This is a genomic window from Xanthomonas sp. NCPPB 3582, assembly GCF_041475735.2.
Classification (GTDB): Bacteria; Pseudomonadota; Gammaproteobacteria; order Xanthomonadales; family Xanthomonadaceae; genus Xanthomonas; species Xanthomonas codiaei.
This window is the reverse complement of sequence record NZ_CM192968.1, coordinates 2,866,871-2,890,782: the sequence shown is the minus strand read 5'-3', so window position 1 is coordinate 2,890,782 and position 23,912 is coordinate 2,866,871. Positions and strand designations below refer to the sequence as shown.

The window sequence follows — 23,912 nt, the reverse complement described above, 5'->3', positions numbered from 1 at the left end:
CACCATGAGTGCTTCCACGGCAGCGCCGGCACGTGACCGGTTGCGTATTGCCATCCAGAAAAACGGCCGCCTGGCCGAGCCGGCGCGCAGCCTGCTGGCCGCCTGCGGGCTGAGCTGGCGGCAGAGCCGCGACAAACTGTTCTGCTACGGCGAATCGCTGCCGGTGGACTTGCTGCTGGTGCGCGACGACGACATTCCCGGCCTGATCGCCGATGGCGTTTGCGACTTGGGAATCGTGGGCCAGAACGAGCTGGACGAGCAGGCGTCGGCGCGTCGTCGCGCTGGCTTGCCGGCCGCATATCATGCCGTGCGCGGGGTCGGTTTCGGCCAGTGCCGGCTGATGCTGGCCGTGCCGGAAGAATGGGACTGGCAGGGCGTGGCGCAGCTGGCGGGCAAGCGCATCGCCACCAGCTACCCGGCGATCCTGGCCGACTGGCTGGAACGGCAGGGCATCGACGCGACGGTGGTGGAACTATCCGGTTCCGTGGAAATCGCCCCGCGCCTGGGCACCGCCGATCTGATCTGCGACCTGGTCTCCAGCGGCGCTACGCTGGCCGCTAACCAGCTCAAGCCGGTGGAGCTGGTGATGGAGAGCGAAGCCGTGCTGGCCGGCGCGGTACGCGAACCGGCCGACGCGCGCGCCGCACTGCTGGCGATGCTGCTGCGGCGCATGGACGGCGTGCTCAAGCTGCGCGACAGCAAGCTGCTGATGTTCCGCGCCGAGCAGACCCATGTGGATGCGCTGCGGCGCCTGCTGCCCGATGCCGAACCGCTGGTGCAACTGCCCGACGACGGCAACGGCGCGCTGCGCCTGCAGACCATGTGCCATGGCGCGGTGACCTGGCAACGTCTGGAAGAACTCGAACGCGCAGGTGCGCAAGGCTTGATGGTGTTGACGGTGGAGCGCTCGCTGGCATGAAGATTCTCGATTGGTCACAACTCGACAGCGCTGCGCGCACCGCTGCGCTGACTCGCCCGGTGCAGACCGTGGCCACGCAGACGCGCGATGCGGTGGCTGCACTGATTGCCGATGTGCGCGCCCGCGGCGATGCCGCATTGCGCGAGATCACCGCGCGCTTCGACGGCGTATCGCTGGAAAGCTTTATCGTCGGCGAAGCCGAGTTTGCTGCCGCCGAAGCGGCAGTTGCACCGGAACTGCGTCAGGCCATGCAGGACGCGGTGGCGCGCATCGACAGCTTCCACCGCGCCGGCATGAGCGAAGGTTATGCGGTGGAAACCGCGCCGGGCGTGGTCTGCGAAAAGATCGTGCGGCCGATCGGCCGGGTGGGCCTGTATGTACCGGCCGGGAGCGCGCCGTTGCCGTCGACTGCGTTGATGCTCGGCGTTCCCGCGCGCCTGGCCGGCTGCCGCGAGGTCGTGCTGTGCACGCCGCCGCGCAGGGATGGCAGCGTGGATCCGGCGGTGCTGGTGGCCGCGCAGCTCACCGGCGTGCGCCGGGTGTTCAAGCTGGGTGGTGCGCAGGCAATCGCGGCGATGGCCTATGGCACCGAGTCGGTGCCGAGCTGCGACAAGTTGTTCGGGCCGGGCAATAGCTATGTCACCGAGGCCAAGCAGCAGGTGGCGCAGTCGGGTGCGGCGGCGATCGATATGCCGGCCGGTCCGTCGGAGGTGCTGGTGATTGCCGACGCCGGTGCGCAACCGGCCTTCGTAGCCGCCGACCTGCTGTCGCAGGCCGAACACGGCCCGGACTCGCAGGTGCTGCTGCTCTCCGATAGCGATACGCTGATCGCAGCGGTGCAGGTGGAACTGGACACGCAGTTGGCGCAGCTTTCGCGCGCCGATATCGCGCGCCAGGCGCTGGCGCAGTCGCGGCTGATCCAGGTGCAGTCGCTGGACGAGGCCTTTGCCATCAGTAACCGTTACGCACCGGAACATCTGATTCTTGCGCTGCGCGAGCCGCGTGCGTGGCTGGCCCAGGTCGAGGCGGCCGGCTCGGTGTTTCTGGGCGATTACACGCCTGAGGCGCTGGGTGACTATTGCAGCGGCACCAACCACGTGCTGCCGACCAGCGGCGCGGCGCGGGCTTACAGCGGGGTGAGCGTGGCCAGCTTCCAGAACATGCTCAGCGTGCAGGCCGCCAGCAAGGCCGGTATCGACGGCATCGGTGAGTGTGCGTTGATCCTGGCCCGTGCCGAAGGCCTGGATGCGCATGCCAATGCCGTGGCAGTACGCATGGGAGTAGCCGCATGAGCGCGTCTTCGATCCTGGAACTGGTGCGCGAGGATCTGCGCACGTTTGCCGGCTACTCGTCCGCACGCACCACCGCCGTGCAGGGCGATGTCTGGCTCAACGCCAACGAATCGGCCTGGGGCAATCCTGCCGACCCGCAGGGCAGCACGCGCCGCTATCCCGACCCGCAACCCGGCGGGCTGCGCGATGCCTTGGCGGCGCTGTATGGCTGTGCGCCGGAACAGCTGTTGATCGGCCGCGGCAGCGACGAGGCGATCGATCTGCTGGTGCGCGGCCTGTGCGTGCCCGAGCGCGATGCGGTGGTGGTCACTCCGCCGGTGTTCGGCATGTATGCGGTGTGCGCGCGGCTGCAGAATGCACCCCTGGTCGAGGTGCCACTGGTCGATGGCAGCGATGGTTTCCATGCCGATATTCCGGCCATCGTGGAAGCGGCGCTGGCGACGAAGGCCAAGCTGGTGTTCCTGTGCTCGCCATCCAACCCCGCCGGCTCGGCGATCGCGCTGCAGGATGTTGAAATCGCCTTGCAGGCGCTGCAAGGCAAGGCGCTGGTAGTGGTCGATGAAGCCTATGGCGAGTTTTCCGATGTGCCATCGGCGGTCGGCCTGCTGGAGCGCTACGACAACCTGGCCGTGCTGCGCACCTTGTCCAAGGCCCACGCGCTGGCGGCCGCGCGCATCGGCAGCCTGATCGCCAATGCCGAATTGATCGCCTTGCTGCGCCGCTGCCAGGCGCCGTACCCGGTGCCCACGCCGTGCGCGGCGATGGCAGTGCAGGCGCTGTCCGCGCCGGCACTGGAGGTCACCCGCCGGCGCATTGCCGAGGTGCGCAGCGAGCGCGAGCGCGTCCGTCTGGTCCTGGCGCAACTGCCTGGCGTGCGCCGGGTCTATGCATCGCAGGGCAATTTCCTGCTGGTGCGCTTCGACGACGCAGAAGCCGCGTTCCAGGCCCTGCTGGAGGCCGGTGTGGTGGTGCGCGACCAACGCGCGGTGCCGCGCCTGTCCGATGCGTTGCGCATCACCCTGGGCACGGTGGAACAGAACGAGCGCGTGCTCGGTGCGCTGCGGCGCAAGCAGGAGGCTGCAGCATGACCCCGATTCTCTTCGTCGACCGCGATGGCACGCTGATCGCCGAGCCGGCCGATTACCAGATCGATGCGTATGAAAAGCTGCGCTTCGTCGACAACGTCATCCCGGCGATGCTCAAGCTGCGCGATGCCGGTTACCAGTTCGTCATCGTCACCAATCAGGATGGGCTGGGCAGCGAAAGCTATCCGCGTGCGTCATTCGATGGCCCCAACAACCTGATGCTGCAGATCTTCGCCAGCCAGGGCATCGAGTTCCGCGAGGTGCTGATCGACTGCAGCTGGCCGGCCGACAATGCGCCCACGCGCAAGCCGGGCGTCGGCCTGATGCTGCCGTACCTGCAGGACCGCAGCATCGACTGGGCGCGCTCGGCGATGGTGGGCGACCGCGTCACCGACATCCAGTTCGCGCAGAACCTCAATATCCGCGGCTTCCAGCTACGCACCGCCGAATTCGGTGGCGAGTGGGACTGGCCGTCCATCGCGCACGAACTGGCCGACGCGCCGCGGCGCGCGGTGGTCCAGCGCGATACCAAGGAGACGCGGATTCGCGTCGAGCTGGACCTGGACCGCGTGGCCGAGCCGCAGACCGCCACCGGCCTGCCGTTCTTCGATCACATGCTGGAGCAGATCGGCAAGCACGGCGGCTTTGCGCTGGACATCCGTGCCGACGGTGATCTGCACATCGACGAGCACCACACCATCGAAGACACCGGGCTGGCGCTGGGTCAGGCGCTGCGCGAGGCGCTGGGCAGCAAGCGCGGCATCGGTCGCTATGGCTTCGATCCGCCGGAGAGCCCGTGGCTGGCCGCAGGCGAAGGCGCGCAGCATGGCTTTACCTTGCCGATGGACGAGACCATCGCCAGCGCCGCGCTGGATTTCAGCGGCCGGCCGTACTTCGTGTTCGATGGCGAGTTCAAGCGCGAGCGGGTGGGCAACATGCCGACCGAACTGGTGCCGCATTTCTTCCGTTCGATCTGCGATGCGTCCGGATTGAACCTGCACCTGACCGTGCGTGGCGACAACGACCACCACAAGGTGGAAGCCTGCTTCAAGGCGCTGGCGCGTGCGCTGCGCCAGGCGATCCGCCGCGAAGGCACCGCCTTGCCGTCCACCAAGGGCGCGCTATGACCGATGTTGCGCTGATCGATGCCGGTGGCGCCAACCTGGGCTCGGTGCGTTATGCGCTGGAGCGGCTGGGCGTGGAAGCACGGCTGGTGCGCGATGCAGCGGGGTTGCAGGGTGCGCAGCGGGTGATCCTGCCGGGCGTCGGTGCGGCGCCGGAAGCGATGTCGCGCCTGCATGCGCAAGGACTGGTCGAGCCATTGCAGCAGCTGCAGGTGCCGCTGATCGGCATCTGCCTGGGGATGCAGCTGCTGTTCGAGCATTCCGAAGAGGGCGATGTCGACTGCCTTGGGCTGCTGCCCGGTATCGTGCGCCACATGACGCCGGCCTTGGGCATCCGCGTGCCGCACATGGGCTGGAATCAGCTGCTGCCGCTGCGCGAGTCCGCGCTGCTGGCCGGCCTGCCGGAACGCGCCAGTGCGTATTTCGTACATGGCTATGCGGCGCCGGTGACCGCCGATACCGTGGCCGCGTGCGACCACGGCGGCCTGTTCACTGCCGTGGTGCAGCAGGGCCTGCGTTGCGGCGCCCAGTTCCACCCCGAGCGTTCGGCAGACACCGGCGCACGCATCCTGCGCAACTTTCTCGAGATGAGTTTCCCATGAGTTTCACTGTCTACCCCGCGCTGGATATCCGTGATGGCCGCGTGGTGCGCCTGCTGCAAGGCGATTACGCGCGCGAAACCCGCTACGGCGAGGATGTGCTGCCGCGCGCGCAGGCCTTCGCCGATGCCGGCGCGCAATGGATGCATCTGGTCGATCTGGATGCGGCCAAGGCCGGCGGCTATACCCTGGCGTCGCTGCTGGGCGAGATCGCGCGGCAGACCGGCCTGCAGGTGCAGACCGGCGGCGGCGTGCGTTCGCGCGAGGATGTGGCGCGCATCCTCGACGCAGGTGCGGCGCGCGTGGTGATCGGCTCATTGGCGGTGCGCGAGGCCGAGACCGTGATCGGCTGGTTGCAGGAATTCGGTGCCGAGCGGCTGACCATTGCGCTGGACACCCGCCAGGATGCCGCCGGTGTGTGGCAGTTGCCGGTGCATGGCTGGACCGAGGCGGCCGAGGCCACCCTGGATCAACTGGCGGTGCGTTACGCGCAGGCCGGCCTGCAGCACCTGCTGTGCACCGACATCGCGCGCGACGGCATGCTGTCCGGGCCGAACATGGCGTTGTATGCGCATCTGCGGGCGCTGGCGCCGCAGCTGCAGGTACAGGTCTCCGGCGGGGCGCGCAATCTCGCCGACGTGGCAGCGGCCAAGGCGTCCGGCTGCGCCGGCATCGTGCTGGGCAAGGCCTTGCTGGAAGGTCACCTGGATCTGGACGAGGCATTGGCATGTTGAGCCGGCGCATCATTCCGTGCCTGGACGTGCGCGATGGGCGCGTGGTCAAGGGCGTCAAGTTTCGCGACCACATCGACATGGGCGACATCGTCGAACTGGCGCTGCGCTACCGTGCGCAGGGTGCCGATGAGCTGGTGTTCTACGACATCGGCGCCAGCCCGGAAGGGCGCTCGGTCGACTACACCTGGGTGGAGCGGGTGGCGCGGCTGATCGATATCCCGTTCTGCGTAGCCGGCGGCATTGGCGATGTGGAAACCGCGCGTGCGGTGCTACATGCCGGTGCCGACAAGATCTCCATCAATTCGCCGGCGCTGGGCCGCCCGCAACTGATCTCCGAACTGGCCGATGCCTTCGGCGTGCAGTGCGTGGTCGTCGGCATCGATTCGATCCGCGAGGCGGATGGGCAGTGGCGCGTGCGCCGCTACACCGGCGACCCCAGCAAGACCCAGGCGCTGCCGATGCGCACGCTGGACTGGGTGGCCGAAGCGCAGCGCCTGGGTGCCGGCGAGATCGTGCTCAACTGCATGGACAATGATGGTGTACGCCGCGGTTACGACATCGCGCAGCTGCGTCAGGTGCGTGCGCTGTGCCGGGTGCCGTTGATCGCGTCCGGCGGCGCCGGGCAGATGCAGCACTTTGCCGATGTCTTCGACCAGGCCGACGTGGATGGCGCCCTGGCCGCCAGCGTGTTCCATAGCGGCGCGATTCCGATTCCGCAACTCAAGCAGTTTCTGCGCGCGCAACAGATCGAGGTACGTGATGGACAGTGATAAGGCGGCGACCGCCGGCGCGCTGGACGGGCTGGATTGGGGCAAGGGCGATGGCTTGCTGCCGGTGGTGGTGCAGGACGCCGACAACCTGCGCGTGTTGATGCTGGGCTATATGAATGCCGAAGCCCTGGCGGTCACGCAGCAGCGCGGCGAAGTCACCTTCTTCAGCCGCAGCAAGCAGCGTCTGTGGACCAAGGGCGAGAGCTCGGGCAACGTGCTGCGCGTGGTTTCCATCGAGGCAGATTGCGATGCCGACACGCTGCTGGTGCTGGCGCGCCCGCACGGTCCCACCTGCCATCTGGGCCGGGCCAGCTGTTTTCCGGGTGCTCCCGCGCAATTTCTTGGCAGCCTGGATGCGTTGATCGCCACGCGCGAGCGAGAGCGCCCGCAAGGCAGTTACACCACCACACTGTTCGAGCAAGGCATTCGCCGCATCGCGCAGAAAGTGGGCGAGGAAGGCGTGGAAACCGCACTGGCCGGCGTGGTGCAGGGCGATGCCGAATTGCTGGGCGAGTCGGCCGACCTGCTGTACCACCTGATCGTTCTGCTGCGCGCCCGCGGGCTTGGCCTGGGCGATGCGGTGGCGCTGCTGGAATCGCGCCATCGATAATCGTCGTGCAGGTATCGCATGCATAGGATGCGCGCCCAGGCGCAGCGGGCTTTGTCGATGAGGCCTCGTTGCGCTACCTGGCCGTGGTGACTCGAACAACGATTGGCGGGCATCGCACCCTGCAGGAGCGCGCCCAGGCGCCACGGGCTTTGTCGATAAAGCCTCGTCGCGCTCGGGCGCGCTCCTACGCAAAGCGGTCCCGAACTGCTTCGCCGCTCGGGCGGGTTCGTTCGCAAGGGGGCTTCGGCGCAGTTGTGGCGCGCTCGCGCCTGCTCCTGCGCACCTGCTTCTGATACGCATGCGCGCCACGGGTGGCGACGGCGTGACCAGTCCTGCGGTAACCCAACCCAGCCCGGCTACAATCGCGGCTGGTCACCGCTTGGACTCTCCATGCCGCTTCGTCTTGCCCTCCTGTTCCTTGGACTGCTCGCAGGCACCGCGCATGCGCGCGATGTCGTTGTCGAAGGCGTGGTCTTCGAAGAGCGCGACGGTATACCGGGGCGTGGCGGTGATGAGCCCGGTCTTGCCGATGTGACCGTCTCCAACGGGCAGCAACTGGTGCGCACCGACGCGCAGGGACACTACCGGCTGCCGGTGCGCGAGGGGCAGACGGTGTTCGTGATCAAGCCGGGCGACCGCAGCTTCGTTGCCAAGTCCGACGGCCTGCCCGGGTTCTGGCGCCACTACGCGCCCAAGGGCTCGCCCAGGCGCAAGTACAACGGCATCGCCGCTACCGGCAGTAGCACGCGCAACTGGAATTTCGCGCTGAGCCCGCGCGCCGCCGCGCAGAACGGCGGCTTTGAGATGCTGGTCTTCGCCGACAGCCAGACTGCGACCTTGGCCGATGTGGACTATTACCGTCGCGATATCGTCGCGCCCATCGTGGGCAAGGTGCAGGCCCGGCTGGGAACCACCTTGGGCGATATCGTCAGCGACGATCTGAGCCTGTATCCGGCCTTGAACCGCGTTACCGCGCAGCTTGGCGTGCCCTGGTTCCATGTGCCGGGCAACCACGACCTCAACTTCGATGCCGGCGACGATCTGCATTCGCTGGACAGCTGGCGCGCGGTCTACGGCCCGGACACCTACGCGGTGGAAGAGGCCAACGCCAGCTTCGTGTTCCTGGACGATGTGATCTACACGCCAGGTGCCAAGCCGGCGTATGTCGGCGGCCTGCGCGAGGATCAATTCGCATTCCTGCAAGCCTATCTGGCGCAGCTGCCGCGCGCGCGGTTGGTCGTGCTGGGCATGCACATTCCGCTGTTCGATGCGGCGCCGGGGCAGGAGACCTTCCGGCATGCCGATCGCCGACGCCTGTTCGCGCTGCTCAAGGAGTTTCCGCACGTGCTGGTGCTGAGCGGGCACAGCCACACGCAGCGGCAGGTGCTGCATGGCGCCGATGAAGGGTGGACGGGCGTGCGTGCGTTGCGCGAGTACAACGTGGGCGCTGCCTGCGGTGCGTTCTGGTCGGGCGTGAAGGATGCCGATGGCATTCCCGATGCGACCATGAGCGACGGCACGCCAAATGGCTACGCGGTGCTGAAGGTCGCTCCCGGTGGCGACTACACGCTGGCCTATCACGCGGCGCGTGCTCCCGACGATGCGCAGCTGCTGTTGCATGCGCCCAAGGTGTTGCGGCAGGGCGCATATGCGGCATGGGGCATCTACGCCAATGTGTTCATGGGCCAGGACGATACTCCGGTGGACATGCGGATCGACGATGGCCCCTGGCAGCCGATGAAGCGGCAGGAGCGCGCCGATCCGCGCGTGTTGGCCGAGAATGCGCGCGACGATGTCGCCGAGGCGCTGCGCGGCTACGACCGCTCGCCCGAGGCCACGCCTTCCACCCACCTGTGGCGCGGCGCACTGCCAACCACGCTGGAGCTGGGGGAGCACACCGTGGAGGTGCGTGCGCGGCTGCCAACTGGCGAGTACAGCGCACGCACGGTGTATCGCCTGCAGCGCGCCGAACCTTGAGCGTGGCGAATGGAAGGTAGCGAGCAGTCGTCGCCACGGGTATGGAGGCCGCGCTGTCCGGGTGGTCCATGCCGATTCGGCGCACCGGCCGCGCTGCCTGGCGGCTGGGCAGTCCTTGTGCCTGCTCTGAACGGAGCGGACAGCATCGCGTGATGCCCGAAACACAAACGCCTCCACGAAGGAGGCGTTTTGAGGATCCGGGCTGGCAGGCGATGGCGCGCTGGCAGGATCGGTGCTGGCTGGCGTGGCGCTGGCTGGCTGGCTGGGCGAGTGTAGCGAGGCCGCGCACGCGCTGACGAAATGAGAATTAGTCTCAGCCTGTTACGGCGTAGGCGTAGCAGGCGAGCGGGTGCCGGATGCTGACGTCTTTGGCGCAGGTGACCGGTCGTTGGCGCGCTCGGGCGCGGGCGCAGGGTCGCCGCTGTCGTCCAGATCCGCCCCCGCATCGACCGCAGGCGCTACCGGCGGATAGGGGTAGGCAACCGCCGGTCCCGGCATAAGCCCCGCCCGCCAGCGGGCCAGCACTGGCGCGATGCGCTTGCCGAGCGACTGCTGCGGCAACGAGGGCAGTTCACCGTCCTGCTTTTCGCGCGCGGTGATCTCGGCCTTGGCTATGGTGAAGGCCGCCAGCGGATCGTCGCTCTGGTTCATCGCATCGATCAGCCAGGCCTGGCCGAAATAGGTAGCGTTGGAGGTGTTGCCGCAGCCGAACGAGGGGCGGTCGGCGCGCGCCGCGGTCAGTATCAGCGTGTCCGGCGAGCGCAACGCAGGGATGAAACCGCCGGAATAGCAGGCCGACAGCACGATGATGCGGTGGTCGATCCCGGCATCGTCCAACGCGGTGCGCAGATCCTGCGGGCTGATGAAGTCTTCTTCGTTCCCGTCCACCTGCACATACAGGGTGTGGTCTTCGGTGCCGTGGGTGGTGACGAACAGCAGCAGCGCGTCTTCCTTGCGATCCATGCGCTTGCCGACCGCCGCGAGCGTGTCGTAGAGATTGTCGTAGGTCGCCAGCGGTGCGTACGGCTGTTCGCCCAGGTTGTCGGGGTTGTTGACCAGGGCGACCACCCGCCCGCGGGCGTCGAAGCGCTGCTCGAACAACTGCTTGAGGTAGAGCGTTTCGTTGCGGAACACATCGTCGCTGGCATCGCCGGCAAAGCCGACCACGTACAGGTCGGTCACGCCGGGGCGCTGCGGTTGTAGCGCGGACAGTGCCTTGGCCAGCGCGGCCTGATCGACCGGGTCGGGTTCTGCGGTTTGTTGCGCGGCCGGTGCCGGCAAGGCTGCACCGGCATCGGGATGGCAACCGCCCAGCAGAACGACCATGGCCAGCAATGCCGGCGCCCGCCGGATCGCGGCCGCTGCGGGCAACCAGGGGGAAAGCGATGAGAACAACGCCGAGGCCTCTCGAAGACGCGTACCAGCGGTACCGACATGCTGCGCCTGGAAGAACACCCGGCCGCTGTGCGGCAACCGGATGCCTTCACTCACTGCGCTGGCTCAGAACACCAGCTGCGAAAAACTCTCCACCCGCTGATGGCTGCCGACGTCCTCGGCCGAGCGCGGCGTGGGGTAGTCTTCGCGGCGATCCAGCAGCGCGGTGCGCATGCCGGTGCGCTTGGCCGCATCCAGTTCCTCGATCACGTCCGACAGGAACAGGATCTCGGTGGCAGGCACGCCGATGCGTTCGGCGATGCGGCGGTAGCTGGCGCTCTCGCGCTTGGGGCCGACTTCGGTATCGAACCAGTCGGTGACCAGCCCGCTCAGATCCCCGGCATCGCTATGGGCGAAGAACAGCTTCTGCGCCGGCACCGAGCCGGACGAGTACACGTACAGCGGAATGCCTTGCGCATGCCAGGCCTGCAGCTGGATCGCCGCGTCGGCATAGATGTGCGCGGTGAAATCGGCGGTCTTGTAACCATCGCCCCAGATCAGCCCCTGCAAGGCCTTGAGCGCGGTGTGCTTGCGGTCCTCGTCGATCCAGGTCTGCAGCGTGGCGATCAACACCTCGTCCGGCACGTCCTCGCCGATCTCGTCGGCCACCTGGTTGAGCCAGTGACGCACCTGCGGGTGATTGCCGTGCTCGCGCACATAGGCGGGCATGGCACGACGTGCATACGGAAACAGCACGTCCTTGACGAACGAGATGCTGCTGGTCGTACCTTCGATATCGGTGAGGATCGCTTGCGGTCGTGTCATCGTCAGCTGGCCTTGTGAGGTTTCTCGGGGGCGTAGCGGGGGAATTGTTTGGCGATTTCGGTACCGGTGAAGTGGCCGACCCAGCCGTCGGGCTCGGTGAAGAAGCGGATCGCCACGAAGTGCGGCTCCGGCCCCATGTCGAACCAGTGCAGGGTGCTGTCGGGTACGGCGATCAGGTCGTCCTTGACGCACTCGATCTCGTAGACCTTGTCCTGTACGTGCAGGGTGAACAGGCCCGAGCCGGCGACGAAGAACCGTACTTCGTCTTCCTTGTGGAAGTGCTCGTCCAGGAACTTGGCGCGCATTTCCTCGCGCTTGGGGTTGTCCGGCGCGATGCTGACCACGTCCACGGTCTTGAAACCGCGCTCGGCGCTGATGCGGTCGATGTCGGCGCGATAGGCGTCCATCACCTGCTCGGGCGTGGCGCCGGGTTCGACCGGCTTGCTGGCATGCCAGCGCTCGAAGGTCACGCCGATCTTCTTCAGTTCGGTGGCGATCGCATCGCCATCGCGGCTGTCGAAGTGCGGGGTGGCGGGATTGGTGTCGGCGAAGATACGCAGTCGGCTCATGGCGGTCTGGCTCACGAAGGGGGACGGGCAGAACTCAGCGCGGGCCGCGCAATTTCAGCAGTTCGAGTTCGCAGTGCAGCAGGAATTCGAATGCCTCCAGATGGCGGCGTGCCTCGGCCATGTTGCGGCCCCAGGCATACAGGCCGTGTCCTTCGATGAGATACCCCCACATGCTGCGTTTGTCCAGCAGGGCGTCGACCTGCGTTGCGAGTACTTGCATGTCCTGGGTGTTGGCGAACACCGGCACGTCCACCGCGGTGTCGTGGGTGGTATTGCCGTCGAAGGCCTTGAGCAATTCGTAGCCTTCCAGGCGGATCACGCCGCTGCCTGCATACAGGCGGGACGCGATCGTCTGCACCGGCGAGTGGGTATGCAGCACGCAACCGATCTCCGGAAACCGACGATACAGCTGGGTGTGCAGCAGGGTTTCGGCCGACGGGCGCAGCGGGCGGCCGACGGCCTGGCCATCGAAATCCACCACCATGATGTCTTCTTCGACCAGGCGGCCCTTGTCGCGTCCGGAGACGGTGATTGCAGCGTGCTGTTCGTCCAGGCGATGGGAAAAATTGCTGCTGGTGGCCGGCGTCCAGCCGGCCTGGGCCAGCTCGCGGATATTGCCGATCAGCAACTGCGCCAGCTCGTGCAGACGGGCGGCGCTATAGGGCAGGGGGGCAGTGGTCGCATTCATGGACGTATTCTACTGCCCCACCGGATTACGGTCAGGTGCAGCGCAGCAGCGTGTGTTCCTGAAAGGCTCGGATCACGAGTCGCTGACAGAATGTGGCGAGCGCGCGTCTGGTAGTGAGCGCAGTGGTGGTGTAAGCCGTCTCTGGTTGGATGCAGTCAGAAGTTCGGGTCAACTGCTGAGTCGGGCGGGGGCTCGGCGCCCTCACCGCTTGCGGGACACGCCGTTAACCCGTCCATGGGGGCTCGGTGGCGGCATCCATGCCGCCAACGGTCCCGCAATCGGCGAGGACACCGAGCCAGACTGTGGTCGGTGGCGGCATGGAAAGCCGCCTGTCGCACATGTGTCGGGCGTCGAACCGGCGTGCCAGCATCTGACAACATGCATCACGCAACGCGCCCAACGATGCGCACCGACCATCTCGACCGGTCCTTGCCTGCCCACCGTCGCGGGACCTTGTTCGGCATGGATGCCGCATAAAAACCTGAAGGGACGGACCCGCGGCGTGTCCGGCGACAGTGAGCGGGCAAGGGGCCTGCATTCAAGCGACAGATCGTCACCCTCAAGCCAGGCGGCAGATCCGCGCGCCTGCAGGAAAACCGCAGATCGACCGCTTTGCAACCAGGGCCCGGACTATCTGCAATTCGTATACCGACGCGCAGTGTTCGCGTCAGCCACTGATGGCTCGCGCGTTTGCTCAGCGACCGTCGCGCAGGCGGCTGTGGCGGTAGCCGTAGCCGAAATAGATCGCCAACCCGACCAGCGTCCACAGCCCCATCAGCATCCAGTTGTGCAGGGTCATCGCCGACAGCAGCGCCAGGCAGCTCAGCACGCCGGCGATGCAGATCGGCCAGACGAACGGAATGCGGAACGGACGCGGCAGTTCCGGATGGGTGTGGCGCAGGATCAGCACACCGGCGCAGACGGCGGCGAAGGCGATCAGCGTGCCCATCGAAGTCAGCTCGCCCAGCACGTCCAGCGGGAACAACGCCGCCAGCAACGCGATGCCGATGCCGGTGATGACGGTATTGACATGCGGCGTGCGGTACTTGGGATGGATGCGGGTGAAGATCGCGGGCAGCAGGCCATCGCGGGCAATGATCATGAAGATGCGCGGCTGGCCGATGATCATCACCAGCACCACCGATGACAGCCCGATCAGCGCGCCCACTTCCACCACCACGCGCAGCCAGGCCAGCTGCGGGTGCGCGGCCACGGCGGTCACCACCGGCTCGTCGGTGCCCAGCAGGGTGTAGGGCACCAGGCCGGTCATCACCGCGGCCATGGCGATGTACAGCACGGTGCAGACCACCAGCGACAGCATCATGCCGATCGGCAGGTCGCGCTGCGGTCGGTGCGATTCCTGTGCCGCCACCGAGACCGCCTCGAAACCGATATAGGCGAAGAACACCATCGCCGCGCCGCGCAGCACGCCTTCCATGCCGTACTTGCCCGGACCTTCGTTGGCCGGGATGAAGGGGTGCCAGTTGGCGGTATCCACGTATTTCCAGCCGGCCGCGATCACCAGGATGATCAGTCCCGTCTTGAGGATCACCATCGCCATGTTCATCGCCGAGGACTTGCGGATGCCCACGTAGCACAGCCAGGTCAGCAACAGCACGATGCCGGCGGCCGGCAGGTTGGCGATCGCGCCGGTGGGTTGCAGCTTGCCGTCCAGCGGCGCGCTGACCAGGGCGGCCGGCAGATGGATGTCGAAGTGTTCCAGCAGGCTCAGGAAATAGCCGGTCCAGCTGACCGCCACCGCCGAGGCCGAGACGCCGTATTCCAGCACCAGCATCCAGCCGATGAACCAGGCCGCCAGTTCGCCGAAGGTGGCGTAGGTATAGGTGTAGGCGCTGCCGGACACCGGTACCATCGCCGCGAATTCGGCGTAGGCCATCGCGCAGAACGCGCAGCACACTGCGGCCAGCACGAACGACAGCATGATCGCCGGGCCGGCGTGATCGGCCGCAGCCTGGCCGGTGATGACGAAGATGCCGCCGCCGATCACCGCGCCGATGCCCAGGGCGGTCAGCCCCCAGGGACCGAGCGCGCGTTGCAGGCCCAGACCGTCGGCCGCCTCATGGCTGGCGTGCGGGTGTTTGGTGGCCCAGAGTTGCTTGAACATGCAGCGGTTCCTGTTGACTCCCTGCACATGGCGGTGCGGGCGGGTTCGAGATGTGCGGGTTGTTGCGAGGGACTCGCGGTGTCAGATTCCCGCACGCGGCGGTGCGGGCTGTTGCCGAGGACTTGCGGTCAAGCCTTGCGTGCCAGCCGGCTATGGTGGATGCCGTAACCGAAATAGATGCACAGGCCGATGACGGTCCAGCCGACGAATACCTTCCAGTGCTCCTGGAAGGCCTGGAAGAACAGGAACAGGCAGGCCAGTGCGCCCAATGGGCAGATCACCATGGCCAACGGCACCCGGAACGGGCGCGGCAGCTCGGGCTTGGTGAAGCGCAGCACCAGGACGCCGGCGCAGACAGTGGCAAAGGCGAGCAGGGTGCCCATCGAGACCAGTTCGCCCAGCACGTTCAACGGGATCATGCCGGCCAGCAGCGCGGCAACCACGCCGACGAACAGGGTGCCGACGTAGGGCGTGTGGAATTTCGGGTGCACCTTGCCGAACAGCCTGGGCATCAACCCGTCCTTGGACATGGTGTAGAAGATGCGCGGTTGCGCCATCAGCATCACCAGCACCACCGAGGAAAGGCCGGCGATCGCGCCGATCTCCACCGCGGTCTTGAGCCAGGTCAGCTGCGGGTGCGCTTCCAGCGCGGTGGCCACCGGCTTGGCAGTGCCGAGCTGGCTGTAGGGCAGCAGCCCGGTCAGCACCGCACAGACGATGATGTAGATCACCGTGCAGATCGCCAGCGACACCAGGATGCCGATCGGCATGTTCTTCTGCGGATCCTTGGTTTCGCCGGCCGAGGTCGAGACCGCGTCGAAACCGATATAGGAGAAGAACACGATGGACGCCGCGCGAAACACCCCGTCCCAGCCGAACTGGCCAGGGCCAGTGTTTTCCGGGATGAAGGGGTGCCAGTTGGCCGGGTCGATATAGGCGATGCCGAAGCCGACGAACAGGCAGATCACCACCACCTTGATCGCCACCACGATCGCATTGGCGAACGCCGACTGGGTGACGCCGACGTAGCACAGCATGCTCACTGCAGCGACGATCAGTACCGCTGGCAAATTGATGATGTTGCCGGAGCTGACGAAGCCGTGCCCGTCCCAGGTCAATGGCGCGCCAGCCAGCTCTGCCGGAAACGGCAGCCCCAGCGTGCCGGTCAGGAAGCTGATCAGGTAGGCCGACCAGCCCACCGCGACGCTGGAGCCGGCGAACAGATATTCCAGCACCAGGCACCAGCCGATGAACCAGGCAATGCCTTCGCCCAGCGTGGCGTATGAATACGAGTAGGCGCTGCCGGAGACCGGCATCATCGCGGCGAATTCGGCGTAGCACAGGCCGGCGAAGGCACAGGCGATGCCGGCAAAGACGAAGGACAGCATCACCGCCGGGCCGGCATGGTTGGCCGCGGCCTGGCCGGTCAGCACGAAGATGCCGGCGCCGATCACCGCGCCGATGCCGAGCATGATCAGGTGCTTGGCGGTGAGGGTCCGTTGCAGCGTGGCTTCGCCCTGCAGGCTGCCTTCGACCGGCTCGCCCGCATCGACGTGTCCAGCGGGCTCGATCGGTTTGACCCTCAACAGAGACTTCAGCATTCGGTACATCCCCAAGTGGCAAAGCCAAGGCGCTGGCGCCCGGGCGAAGGTGTGCGCCGCGTCCCGAGCGGACAGGCAAGCGGCCTACCTTGCCAAAGCTACACGCTCACGACAAGCGCGTACGCAGCATGAATGGCGATAATGGTGGCCTGGCCCACGCGCAACCGAGAACGACAGATGGTGGATGCAACCCTGCGGCAGCAACTGGCTGCCTACCGCACGCGCTGGCCGGACGAGGCCGTGGTGGCCGAGCAGTTCGCACAGTTGCTGGACGATGCCACCGATCCATTCGTGCGCGAGCGTGTCGAAGGTCATTTCACTGGCTCGGCCTGGGTGGTCAGCGCCGATGGCAGTCGCACCCTGTTGACCCATCACCGCAAGCTGCAGCGCTGGCTGCAACTGGGCGGGCACGCCGATGGCGACCGCGACCTGGCCCAGGTCGCGCTGCGCGAAGCGGAAGAAGAATCCGGTTTGCCCGGTCTGAGGCTGGCGGATGCGGATCTATTCGATCTGGACCGTCACTGGATCCCGGCACGCGGCGAGGTGGCAGGCCACTGGCACTACGATGCGCGCTACGTGGTGGTGGCTGGCGCGGACGAAGACTTCGAAGTCAGCGAGGAATCGCTGGCCCTGGCCTGGCGCCCGATTGCCGAGCTGCTTGCCGAGCCGCAGCTGGATCCGTCGCTGCGGCGCATGGCCGAGAAGTGGCTGGCTCGAAGCGTGTGATGGGTGCTGGGGGAGTGCGCCCTCATCCGCCCTGCGGGCACCTTCTCCCGCAAGCGGGAGAAGGGAGCAAGTGAGCACCGGATGACCCGTATTGCCTTCTCCCGCTTGCGGGAGAAGGTGGCGCAACGCGCCGGATGAGGGTGCTCGTGCACCACTCTGCCGCACCTGAGCACCGGACGACCTGCTCTGCCTTCTCCCGCTTGCGGGAGAAGGTGGCGCAACGCGCCGGATGAGGGCGCTCTTGCACCAACAGATCAATACAAGACCCGCGTCCGCAAGGTCCCTTCGATCAACGCCAGCCCGTCCTTCAACGCGGCGGCCTGCGCCTCGCTGGCGCTGACGTCGATCACCACGTAGCCGACCTTGGGGTCAGTACGCAGGAACTGGCCGTCGATGTTGACGTTGTGGCGCGAGAACAGTTCGTTGATCCTGGACAGCACACCCGGCACGTTGCGGTGGATGTGCAGCAGGCGCAGGCTATCGGCATGCTCGGGAAGCGTCACTTCCGGGAAATTCACCGCCGACAGGGTGCTGCCGTTGTCGCTGTAGCGCACCAGCTTGGCGGCGACTTCAATCCCGATATTGTCCTGCGCTTCCAGCGTGCTGCCGCCCACGTGCGGGGTCAGGATCACGTTGTCGTGCGCGGTCAACTTCGATTCGAACGCATCGCCATTGCCCTTGGGCTCGATCGGGAACACGTCCACCGCCGCGCCGCCGATCTGGCCGGAGGTGAGCGCCGCATCCAGCGCGTCGATGTCGATGACGGTGCCGCGCGAGGCGTTGATCAGGTGCGCGCCGGGCTTCATGCGGGCGATTTCGGCCGCGCCGATCATGTCCTTGGTCGACGGGGTTTCCGGCACGTGCAAGGTGACCACGTCCGAGCGCGCCAGCAGGTCGTCCAGGTCGATGGCAGCGCGTGCATTGCCCAGCGACAGCTTGGTCTCGATGTCGTGGAAGATCACCTGCATCCCTAACGCTTCGGCCAGCACGCCGACCTGGGTGCCGATATGCCCGTAGCCGACGATGCCCAGCACCTTGCCGCGTGTTTCGTGGCTGCCGGCGGCCGATTTCGACCAGCCGCCGCGATGGCACTCGGCATTCTTCTGCGGGATGCCGCGCAGCAACAGGATCGCTTCGGCGATGACCAGTTCGGCCACGCTGCGGGTATTGGAGTAGGGCGCGTTGAACACCGGAATGCCGGCCAGCTCGGCCGCGTCCAGATCCACCTGGTTGGTGCCGATGCAGAAGCAGCCCACCGCGATCAGGCGCTTGGCGTGCGCCAGCACCTGCGCGCTCAGCTGCGTGCGCGAGCGGATGCCGACGATGTGCGCGTCGGCGATGCGGGCGATCAACTCGTCTTCCGGCAACGACTTGGCATGCAATTCGATTTGCGAATAACCGGCGGCGCGGAACACATCCACTGCGGTCGGGCTGATGCCTTCCAGCAACAGCACGCGGATGTCCTGCTTGGGAAACGAGGTTTTCTTCGGCGACATGGGGGAGCGCAATGCAGCAATCGGGTCGGCAACTATGCCAGATGAGGTGCACGATGGGGCGCTCGCAACGCACGGTTCGCCCTCCCGCAGCCCTTGTGCCGCAACGGTTTCAGCTGAATCCAACGCATCGGTGCCGGCCTGCGGTGCGGCTGGACGAGGCCGGCGCACGCTGGCACGCTGTGCGGTTCCTATCCGCAGCGCCGCGTGCCATGACCGATCCCCGCATTCTTTCGTTGCAACAGGCCGTGCCGGCGTTGCGTTTGAAGACCGAGCCGGCCGACCTGGAACATTACGGCCGCGACTGGACGCGCCGCTGGACACCCGACCCGCTGGCCATCGCGCTACCGGGATCGGTCGATGAAGTGCAGGCGGTGATGCGCTGGGCCAACGCGCAAGGCGTGGCGGTGGTGCCCTCGGGCGGCCGTACCGGGTTGTCCGGTGGTGCGGTGGCGGCCAACGGCGAGCTGGTGCTGAGTCTGGAACGTCTGAACAAGCCGCTGGACTTCAACGCGGTGGATCGCACGCTCACCGTGCAGGCCGGCATGCCGCTGGAAGCGGTGCACAACGCCGCACGCGAACATGGCCTGATCTATCCGGTGGACTTTGCCGCGCGCGGTTCGTGCTCGATCGGCGGCAACATCGCCACCAATGCCGGCGGGATCCGGGTGATCCGCTATGGCAATACCCGCGAGTGGGTCGCCGGCCTGAAGGTGGTGACCGGCGCCGGCGAGCTGCTGGAGCTCAACAACGCGCTGGTGAAAAATTCCAGCGGCTACGATTTTCGCCACCTGCTGATCGGCTCCGAGGGCACGCTCGGCATTGTGGTCGAGGCGACCTTGCGGCTGACCGATCCGCCGCCGCCCAGCAATGTGATGCTGCTGGCGCTGCCCTCGTTCGATGTGCTGATGCAGGTGTTCGCCGCCTTCCGCGCGCAGCTGCGCCTGGAGGCCTTCGAATTCTTCACCGACCGCGCGCTGGAACACGTGCTGGCGCATGGCGCGCAGGCGCCTTTTGCCGAGGTGCATCCGTATTACGTGGTCACCGAATTCGCGGTGGGCGATCAAGCGCAGGAAGCGGCCGCGATGGCGGCGTTCGAGACCTGCATGGAGCAGGGCTGGGTCAGCGATGGTGTGATCAGCCAGAGCGATGCGCAGGCCGCGCAGCTGTGGCGCCTGCGCGAGGGCATCACCGAGGCGGTGGCACGCTATACGCCCTACAAGAACGATGTGTCGGTGCGGATCTCGGCCATGCCGGCATTCCTGGCCGAAACCCAGGCCTTGCTCGGCGAGGCCTATCCGCATTTCGACGTGGTGTGGTTCGGCCATATCGGCGATGGCAACCTGCACATCAATGTGCTCAAGCCCGATGCCACCAGCCAGGCCGAGTTCGTGGCGGCCTGCGACCAGGTCACCAAGCTGCTGGCGCAGGCGCTGCAGCGCTTCGGTGGCAGCATCTCGGCCGAGCACGGCATCGGGTTGGTCAAGAAGCCGTACCTGTGGAGCACTCGCTCCGGCGCGGAGATCGCATTGATGCGTGGCATCAAACATGTGCTCGACCCCCATCTTTTGCTGAATCCCGGCAAGCTGTTCGAGATGGACAATGCGCCCGCCGGCGCGCACGCCGGTTAGTCTCTCCGGACCTTCACATGGAAACGACACGCCGATGATGCGCCCACTTGTGTTTTGTGCATTGACCCTGCTGCCGCTGGCGGCGTTTGCTTCCAGCCTGGCTGGCACCTCGGCCGGCGCCTCGTCGGCCGGCTCGTCCAACAGCAGCAGCTCCGGCGACGACAAGGTAGTGGCCGATGCGCGCGAAGACGCGGCCGGCTTCGTCGCCAGCAACGGCGCCATCCGGGGCGCACGTCTGGAAGCGGCGCTGCTGCAACTGCGCACGCGCAGCGATGCAGCGCGCCTGGCCAGCGACCTGGAACTGGCGCAGTCCATCCTGGCGCAGTGAGTCCACGCCGACGCGGCGGGTGGTGGTTGGCCGCGGCGATCGTCGCGGCCGCACAGCTTGACGCCGCCGCCGCGCCGGTCTCGCGGATCGACATCGTGGCGTCGGTATCGGACCCGGCCGACCGCGCGGCCAGCGATGCGCTGGCGCAGCAGGTGGCCCAGCGCCTGCCGTTGCGCTTGGCCGAGCGTCTGAGGGCGCCGATCACCTTGCAGTGGCGCGACGATTTACCGGCCCAGGTGCATGGCCGTGCCATCGGCCAGCGCATTCTGCTTGATCGCGCCTTGTTGCAGGCATGGCGCGCGCAGCCGGCCAGTGCGCGCCGCGATGTCGCATCACCGCCCACGCGCGCCGCCATGGCGGCCTTGGTGCACGAGTTGGCGCATGTGCTCGACCGTAGCAGTGGCAGCGCCTTGTCGCGCGATCCGCGGTTGCGCGACCTGGCCGGCTGGCAGGTGCGTCCCTGGCGCATCGGACGTGGCGCCAACCGCTTCAGCGACCGCAGCCCCGACGACTACGAGCGGCACAGCCCGGCCGAGTTCGTCGCGGTCAATCTGGAATATTTCGTACTGGACCCGGACTACGCCTGCCGGCGTCCTGCACTGGCGGCGTGGTTCTCGCAACAGCTGGGTCCGCCGCAGGCTGCCGCGTCATGCGCGCCCGCGCTGCCATATCTGCAGGCCGACAACGATGCCGGTGCGATGTCCTTGCTGACGCTGGACCCGGCGCGCGTCTACGCGATGGACTACCTGCTCGCCGAAGGTAACGAACAGCCGATGAGCCGCTGGGGCCACAGCATGCTGCGGCTGGTGATCTGCGCGCCCGGCCGTGCGCCCGGGCCGGCGTGCCGGCTGGACCTGCAGTACCACCGCGTGCTGTCGTTCCGCGCCTTCGTTGGCGATGTGCAGATTTCCAGCTGGCGCGGGCTCACTGGCTCGTATCCCTCGCGCCTGTTCGTGCTGCCGTTGAACCAGGTGGTGGACGAATACACCAAGGTGGAACTGCGCGCGCTGTCGTCGGTGCCGTTGGCGTTGACACCGGCGGAGATCGCCGCGCTGCTGACGCGTGCGGCGCAGGTGCACTGGAGTTACGACGGGCGCTATTACTTCATCAGCAACAACTGTGCGGTGGAAACCTACAAGCTGCTGCACGACGGCGTGCCGCGTCTGGCCGCCGCCGGCCTGTCGTCAATCACTCCGCGCGGTGTGCGCCAGCGCCTGCAGCGCGCCGGCATTGCCGACATGAGCATGCTGGAGGATCGTGCCCAGGCCATGCGGCAGGGCTATTACTTCGAGTCGGCGGCGGCGCATTACCAGGCCATGTTCGATGTGCTCCGGCGCGGGCTGCCGGTGCCGCAGACCAGCGTTGAGCAATGGCTGGACGCGCAACCGGATGCACGTGCGCAGTGGTTCGATCGTGGCGGCCTGCGCGAAACCGCAGCGGCCTTGTTGCTGGAGCAGGCCGCGTTGCGGCGCCAGGAGTTGCTGGCGCGCGATGCCCTCAAACGCCTGCTGCAAGCGGGCGTGGTGGGGCGCGAAACAGTGCAGGGGCAGCTGCAGTCATTGTTCGCGCGCGAAGCGCAACTCAGTCGTCCCGCGATCCTGTTGGGACGCACTGGATACGGCTTGCCTCAGCCAGACGAGCAACAGCAACTGAGCGCGCGCGTGGCGCAGGACAGCGATATGCTGGTCGGTGGCTGGAAGCAGCTGCAGCGTCTGGGCCGCCAGCACTTGCCGGCCAATCTGCGCAGTGGATTGGAGCGGGGCGAGGCGAATGTGGCGCGTTTGCGCACGCGCCTGCGAGTGCTCGCGCGCGGCGATGCGGACGCCGACAACGTGCAGCCGGACATGCGCATGCCTGTGCAGGTGCAATAGCCAACCGGGCAACGCGAAGGGAGCGCAGCACGAGCGCCTCTCCCACGGGGGGTGAGAAGGCACCGCTTGCGCGCCAGTGGCGCGCGAGCCTTGGAGCGCCTGCGTCGCAAGCGCGGACCGGGACGCGGAGCGGGGGGGAATAGTGCGTCGGTGATTCTGACGACGCGTGGCGACGCGTTTATCATCGCGGCCGCTGACAGTTCTCTGCGGCGCCCCTGATCCGCCCCTACGGAGCACCTTCCCCTCCATGAAGGAGGGCAATGCCCCGGCGGGAGAAGGAAGAACTGCAGTCCTTCGTTCGCCCGCAGCGGCAAGCCCCTCTCCCGCCGGGGCGAGAAGGCACGGGTTGCGCGCCACTGGCGCGCGTGCCTTGGAGCGCCCGCGCTGCGAGCGCGGGCCGGGGCGCAGAGCGGGGGTTGGGGCGAGGGTATGGGGCGAAGCTATCGTGTAGGTCCAACTGCACGAGGCTTCGTCCTTACCGTCATCCGGCGCCACGCGCCACCTTTCCCCGCAAAGAGGACCAATGTCCCGAGGGGTGAGGGGATACCTCAGCCGGCGGGTTGCAGATCCGCTTGCATCGCATACTGGCGCAGCCATTGGCTGATGTGCGCATCGTTGCGGTACTGCTGCATCAGCTTGGCCAGACGTGCCGGCGCTGGTGTGCAGAATTGCGCAACTGCCACTTCGATCTCGTGGCGGCGATCGGCGTCGTAGGGTTCTTCGCCAGAGAAATGCACGCAGGTGTCGTAGTCGTCCACCAGCGCACGCACGTCGGCGGGCATGCCGCACAGGCCGGCCGGGTGCTGCAGCCATTCTTCCTCCACCTTGGGATCGGTGCAGGTTGCCGCAGCCGGCGCCGACGCGAGCGTCGGTGCCGGTTTGGCGGTGCAGGCAGCCAGCAGCCCCAGCGACAGGGCTGCGAGCAGGCGCCGCATCAGTCGGCGCGGCCGGCGAACTCGCCGGTGGTGGTGTTGACCAGCACGCGTTCGCCGTTGCTGATGTACTCGGGCACCATGATTTCCATGCCGGTATTGAGCTTGGCCGGCTTCGGGCGCTTGGTGGCGGTGCCGCCCTTGAGCTCGGGCGGGGTTTCCACCACTTCCAGCGTCACCGTCTGCGGCAGTTGCACCGCCACCGGCTGGTCGTCGATCACCTGCACGTAGATGCCGGTCAGGCCATCGGTGATGTAGCCGGCATCGTTGCCGATCACATCCGCATCCAGCGTGTAGGGAGTGAAGTCTTCGTCGTCCATGAACACGAACGCCTCACCGTCCTTGTACGAGAACGTGGACTGGCGGCGCAGCAGCTCGACTTCCGGCAGGTTGTCGTCGGCATCGAAGCTGGCATCCAGCTTTGCGCCGCCGGGCACGCTGTACATGATGAAGCGGAAACGCACGTTGCCGCCGCGCCCCTGCGGCGAGCTGCGCTCGATGTCGCGGATCTGATAAATGCCGCCGTTGTATTCGACGACGTTGCCTTTCTTGATGTCGTTGGCTTTCATGGGTTGAGTCGGAGATTGGGGATTAGGGATTGGGGATTTGGGATTGGCGAAAACAGGATTGCAGGAGGCG

The 23,912-nt window shown here is 66.8% G+C and carries 22 protein-coding genes; 13 read left to right on the top strand and 9 right to left on the bottom strand.

What is annotated here, in order from left to right:
• Positions 1-4: 4 nt before the first annotated feature.
• From hisG to ACCQ05_RS12165, 9 genes are all read left to right on the top strand, one after another.
• On the top strand, positions 5-919 hold the full coding sequence (gene hisG / locus ACCQ05_RS12205; protein WP_104540935.1) for an ATP phosphoribosyltransferase: 915 nt from the start codon (positions 5-7) through the stop codon (positions 917-919).
• Positions 916-2,211 (top strand): histidinol dehydrogenase, encoded by a 1,296-nt coding sequence (gene hisD / locus ACCQ05_RS12200; protein WP_372390496.1) that lies wholly within the window; start codon positions 916-918, stop codon positions 2,209-2,211. Before hisG ends, hisD begins: the two co-directional genes overlap by 4 nt.
• Entirely contained in the window at positions 2,208-3,299 is a 1,092-nt protein-coding gene (hisC, locus tag ACCQ05_RS12195) for a histidinol-phosphate transaminase (RefSeq protein ID WP_372390493.1), read from the top strand. The genes hisD and hisC overlap by 4 nt, the downstream gene beginning before the upstream one ends.
• Entirely contained in the window at positions 3,296-4,423 is a 1,128-nt protein-coding gene (hisB, locus tag ACCQ05_RS12190) for a bifunctional histidinol-phosphatase/imidazoleglycerol-phosphate dehydratase HisB (protein ID WP_372390491.1), read from the top strand. The genes hisC and hisB overlap by 4 nt, the downstream gene beginning before the upstream one ends.
• Positions 4,420-5,022, top strand: a complete 603-nt coding sequence (gene hisH / locus ACCQ05_RS12185; RefSeq protein WP_372390488.1) for an imidazole glycerol phosphate synthase subunit HisH — start codon at positions 4,420-4,422, stop codon at positions 5,020-5,022. Before hisB ends, hisH begins: the two co-directional genes overlap by 4 nt.
• Positions 5,019-5,753, top strand: coding sequence for a 1-(5-phosphoribosyl)-5-[(5-phosphoribosylamino)methylideneamino]imidazole-4-carboxamide isomerase (hisA, locus tag ACCQ05_RS12180; protein ID WP_372390485.1), 735 nt, complete (start codon positions 5,019-5,021; stop codon positions 5,751-5,753). Before hisH ends, hisA begins: the two co-directional genes overlap by 4 nt.
• Positions 5,747-6,523: an imidazole glycerol phosphate synthase subunit HisF gene (hisF, locus tag ACCQ05_RS12175; protein ID WP_372390483.1), complete on the top strand. Its 777-nt coding sequence runs from the start codon at positions 5,747-5,749 to the stop codon at positions 6,521-6,523. Before hisA ends, hisF begins: the two co-directional genes overlap by 7 nt.
• Entirely contained in the window at positions 6,513-7,133 is a 621-nt protein-coding gene (gene hisIE / locus ACCQ05_RS12170) for a bifunctional phosphoribosyl-AMP cyclohydrolase/phosphoribosyl-ATP diphosphatase HisIE (RefSeq protein WP_372390480.1), read from the top strand. Before hisF ends, hisIE begins: the two co-directional genes overlap by 11 nt.
• A 390-nt stretch (positions 7,134-7,523) precedes the next feature.
• Positions 7,524-9,110, top strand: a complete 1,587-nt coding sequence (locus ACCQ05_RS12165; RefSeq protein ID WP_372390477.1) for a calcineurin-like phosphoesterase C-terminal domain-containing protein — start codon at positions 7,524-7,526, stop codon at positions 9,108-9,110.
• 321 nt (positions 9,111-9,431) lie between these two features.
• On the opposite strand, the gene ACCQ05_RS12160 is transcribed toward ACCQ05_RS12165, so the two are convergent.
• From ACCQ05_RS12160 to ACCQ05_RS12135, 6 genes are all read right to left on the bottom strand, one after another.
• The gene (locus ACCQ05_RS12160) at positions 9,432-10,436 is read right to left on the bottom strand and encodes a C13 family peptidase (protein WP_372394063.1); all 1,005 of its coding nucleotides are present in this window, start codon (positions 10,434-10,436) and stop codon (positions 9,432-9,434) included.
• A 174-nt stretch (positions 10,437-10,610) separates the two neighbouring features.
• Positions 10,611-11,309 (bottom strand): acireductone synthase, encoded by a 699-nt coding sequence (gene mtnC / locus ACCQ05_RS12155; protein ID WP_104540925.1) that lies wholly within the window; start codon positions 11,307-11,309, stop codon positions 10,611-10,613.
• 2 nt (positions 11,310-11,311) lie between these two features.
• A complete protein-coding gene (locus ACCQ05_RS12150) occupies positions 11,312-11,878 on the bottom strand; it encodes a 1,2-dihydroxy-3-keto-5-methylthiopentene dioxygenase (protein WP_228963240.1) in 567 nt (188 codons plus the stop codon).
• A gap of 34 nt (positions 11,879-11,912) precedes the next feature.
• On the bottom strand, positions 11,913-12,566 hold the full coding sequence (locus ACCQ05_RS12145; protein ID WP_104540924.1) for a methylthioribulose 1-phosphate dehydratase: 654 nt from the start codon (positions 12,564-12,566) through the stop codon (positions 11,913-11,915).
• A 694-nt stretch (positions 12,567-13,260) separates the two neighbouring features.
• Positions 13,261-14,691 (bottom strand): amino acid permease, encoded by a 1,431-nt coding sequence (locus ACCQ05_RS12140; RefSeq protein ID WP_372390474.1) that lies wholly within the window; start codon positions 14,689-14,691, stop codon positions 13,261-13,263.
• A 128-nt stretch (positions 14,692-14,819) separates the two neighbouring features.
• Positions 14,820-16,292 carry an amino acid permease gene (locus tag ACCQ05_RS12135; protein ID WP_372390471.1) on the bottom strand — a complete coding sequence of 491 codons (1,473 nt, stop codon included), beginning with the start codon at positions 16,290-16,292 and terminating at the stop codon, positions 14,820-14,822.
• A gap of 141 nt (positions 16,293-16,433) precedes the next feature.
• On the opposite strand from ACCQ05_RS12135, the gene ACCQ05_RS12130 reads away from it, so the two are divergent.
• On the top strand, positions 16,434-17,018 hold the full coding sequence (locus ACCQ05_RS12130; protein WP_372390468.1) for an NUDIX hydrolase: 585 nt from the start codon (positions 16,434-16,436) through the stop codon (positions 17,016-17,018).
• A 254-nt stretch (positions 17,019-17,272) separates the two neighbouring features.
• On the opposite strand, the gene serA is transcribed toward ACCQ05_RS12130, so the two are convergent.
• The gene (serA, locus tag ACCQ05_RS12125; protein ID WP_104540921.1) at positions 17,273-18,514 is read right to left on the bottom strand and encodes a phosphoglycerate dehydrogenase; all 1,242 of its coding nucleotides are present in this window, start codon (positions 18,512-18,514) and stop codon (positions 17,273-17,275) included.
• Positions 18,515-18,723: 209 nt separating this feature from the next.
• Here serA and ACCQ05_RS12120 point away from each other — a divergent pair, with 209 nt between their 5' ends.
• Genes ACCQ05_RS12120 through ACCQ05_RS12110 form a run of 3 tightly spaced genes read left to right on the top strand, consistent with a single transcriptional unit; the run spans position 18,724 to position 22,341 of the window.
• Entirely contained in the window at positions 18,724-20,142 is a 1,419-nt protein-coding gene (locus tag ACCQ05_RS12120) for a D-2-hydroxyglutarate dehydrogenase (RefSeq protein WP_228964781.1), read from the top strand.
• A 34-nt stretch (positions 20,143-20,176) separates the two neighbouring features.
• Complete coding sequence (locus tag ACCQ05_RS12115) at positions 20,177-20,470, top strand: DUF2388 domain-containing protein (RefSeq protein ID WP_228964782.1); 294 nt, start codon at positions 20,177-20,179, stop codon at positions 20,468-20,470.
• A complete protein-coding gene (locus ACCQ05_RS12110) occupies positions 20,467-22,341 on the top strand; it encodes a DUF7844 domain-containing protein (RefSeq protein WP_506191522.1) in 1,875 nt (624 codons plus the stop codon). The genes ACCQ05_RS12115 and ACCQ05_RS12110 overlap by 4 nt, the downstream gene beginning before the upstream one ends.
• Positions 22,342-22,889: 548 nt before the next feature.
• Here ACCQ05_RS12110 and ACCQ05_RS12105 read toward each other — a convergent pair.
• Together ACCQ05_RS12105 and yeiP are read right to left on the bottom strand one after the other, a co-directional pair.
• Complete coding sequence (locus ACCQ05_RS12105) at positions 22,890-23,276, bottom strand: hypothetical protein (protein ID WP_372390466.1); 387 nt, start codon at positions 23,274-23,276, stop codon at positions 22,890-22,892.
• Positions 23,276-23,842: an elongation factor P-like protein YeiP gene (gene yeiP, locus ACCQ05_RS12100; protein WP_104540915.1), complete on the bottom strand. Its 567-nt coding sequence runs from the start codon at positions 23,840-23,842 to the stop codon at positions 23,276-23,278. The genes ACCQ05_RS12105 and yeiP overlap by 1 nt, the downstream gene beginning before the upstream one ends.
• Positions 23,843-23,912: the final 70 nt, after the last annotated feature.

Excerpts from the sequence above, each read along its gene's own strand:
- hisH (WP_372390488.1), top strand. The coding sequence starts at position 4,420 with ATGACCGATGTTGCGCTGATCGATGCCGGTGGCGCCAACCTGGGCTCG.
- mtnC (WP_104540925.1), bottom strand. The coding sequence starts at position 11,309 with ATGACACGACCGCAAGCGATCCTCACCGATATCGAAGGTACGACCAGC.
- yeiP (WP_104540915.1), bottom strand. The coding sequence starts at position 23,842 with ATGAAAGCCAACGACATCAAGAAAGGCAACGTCGTCGAATACAACGGC.
- ACCQ05_RS12135 (WP_372390471.1), bottom strand. The coding sequence starts at position 16,292 with ATGCTGAAGTCTCTGTTGAGGGTCAAACCGATCGAGCCCGCTGGACAC.
- hisA (WP_372390485.1), top strand. The coding sequence starts at position 5,019 with ATGAGTTTCACTGTCTACCCCGCGCTGGATATCCGTGATGGCCGCGTG.
- hisC (WP_372390493.1), top strand. The coding sequence starts at position 2,208 with ATGAGCGCGTCTTCGATCCTGGAACTGGTGCGCGAGGATCTGCGCACG.
- serA (WP_104540921.1), bottom strand. The coding sequence starts at position 18,514 with ATGTCGCCGAAGAAAACCTCGTTTCCCAAGCAGGACATCCGCGTGCTG.
- hisB (WP_372390491.1), top strand. The coding sequence starts at position 3,296 with ATGACCCCGATTCTCTTCGTCGACCGCGATGGCACGCTGATCGCCGAG.
- ACCQ05_RS12140 (WP_372390474.1), bottom strand. The coding sequence starts at position 14,691 with ATGTTCAAGCAACTCTGGGCCACCAAACACCCGCACGCCAGCCATGAG.
- ACCQ05_RS12145 (WP_104540924.1), bottom strand. The coding sequence starts at position 12,566 with ATGAATGCGACCACTGCCCCCCTGCCCTATAGCGCCGCCCGTCTGCAC.
- ACCQ05_RS12115 (WP_228964782.1), top strand. The coding sequence starts at position 20,177 with ATGATGCGCCCACTTGTGTTTTGTGCATTGACCCTGCTGCCGCTGGCG.
- ACCQ05_RS12165 (WP_372390477.1), top strand. The coding sequence starts at position 7,524 with ATGCCGCTTCGTCTTGCCCTCCTGTTCCTTGGACTGCTCGCAGGCACC.
- ACCQ05_RS12160 (WP_372394063.1), bottom strand. The coding sequence starts at position 10,436 with ATGGTCGTTCTGCTGGGCGGTTGCCATCCCGATGCCGGTGCAGCCTTG.
- hisIE (WP_372390480.1), top strand. The coding sequence starts at position 6,513 with ATGGACAGTGATAAGGCGGCGACCGCCGGCGCGCTGGACGGGCTGGAT.
- hisG (WP_104540935.1), top strand. The coding sequence starts at position 5 with ATGAGTGCTTCCACGGCAGCGCCGGCACGTGACCGGTTGCGTATTGCC.
- ACCQ05_RS12130 (WP_372390468.1), top strand. The coding sequence starts at position 16,434 with ATGGTGGCCTGGCCCACGCGCAACCGAGAACGACAGATGGTGGATGCA.
- ACCQ05_RS12120 (WP_228964781.1), top strand. The coding sequence starts at position 18,724 with ATGACCGATCCCCGCATTCTTTCGTTGCAACAGGCCGTGCCGGCGTTG.
- ACCQ05_RS12105 (WP_372390466.1), bottom strand. The coding sequence starts at position 23,276 with ATGCGGCGCCTGCTCGCAGCCCTGTCGCTGGGGCTGCTGGCTGCCTGC.
- hisD (WP_372390496.1), top strand. The coding sequence starts at position 916 with ATGAAGATTCTCGATTGGTCACAACTCGACAGCGCTGCGCGCACCGCT.
- hisF (WP_372390483.1), top strand. The coding sequence starts at position 5,747 with ATGTTGAGCCGGCGCATCATTCCGTGCCTGGACGTGCGCGATGGGCGC.
- ACCQ05_RS12150 (WP_228963240.1), bottom strand. The coding sequence starts at position 11,878 with ATGAGCCGACTGCGTATCTTCGCCGACACCAATCCCGCCACCCCGCAC.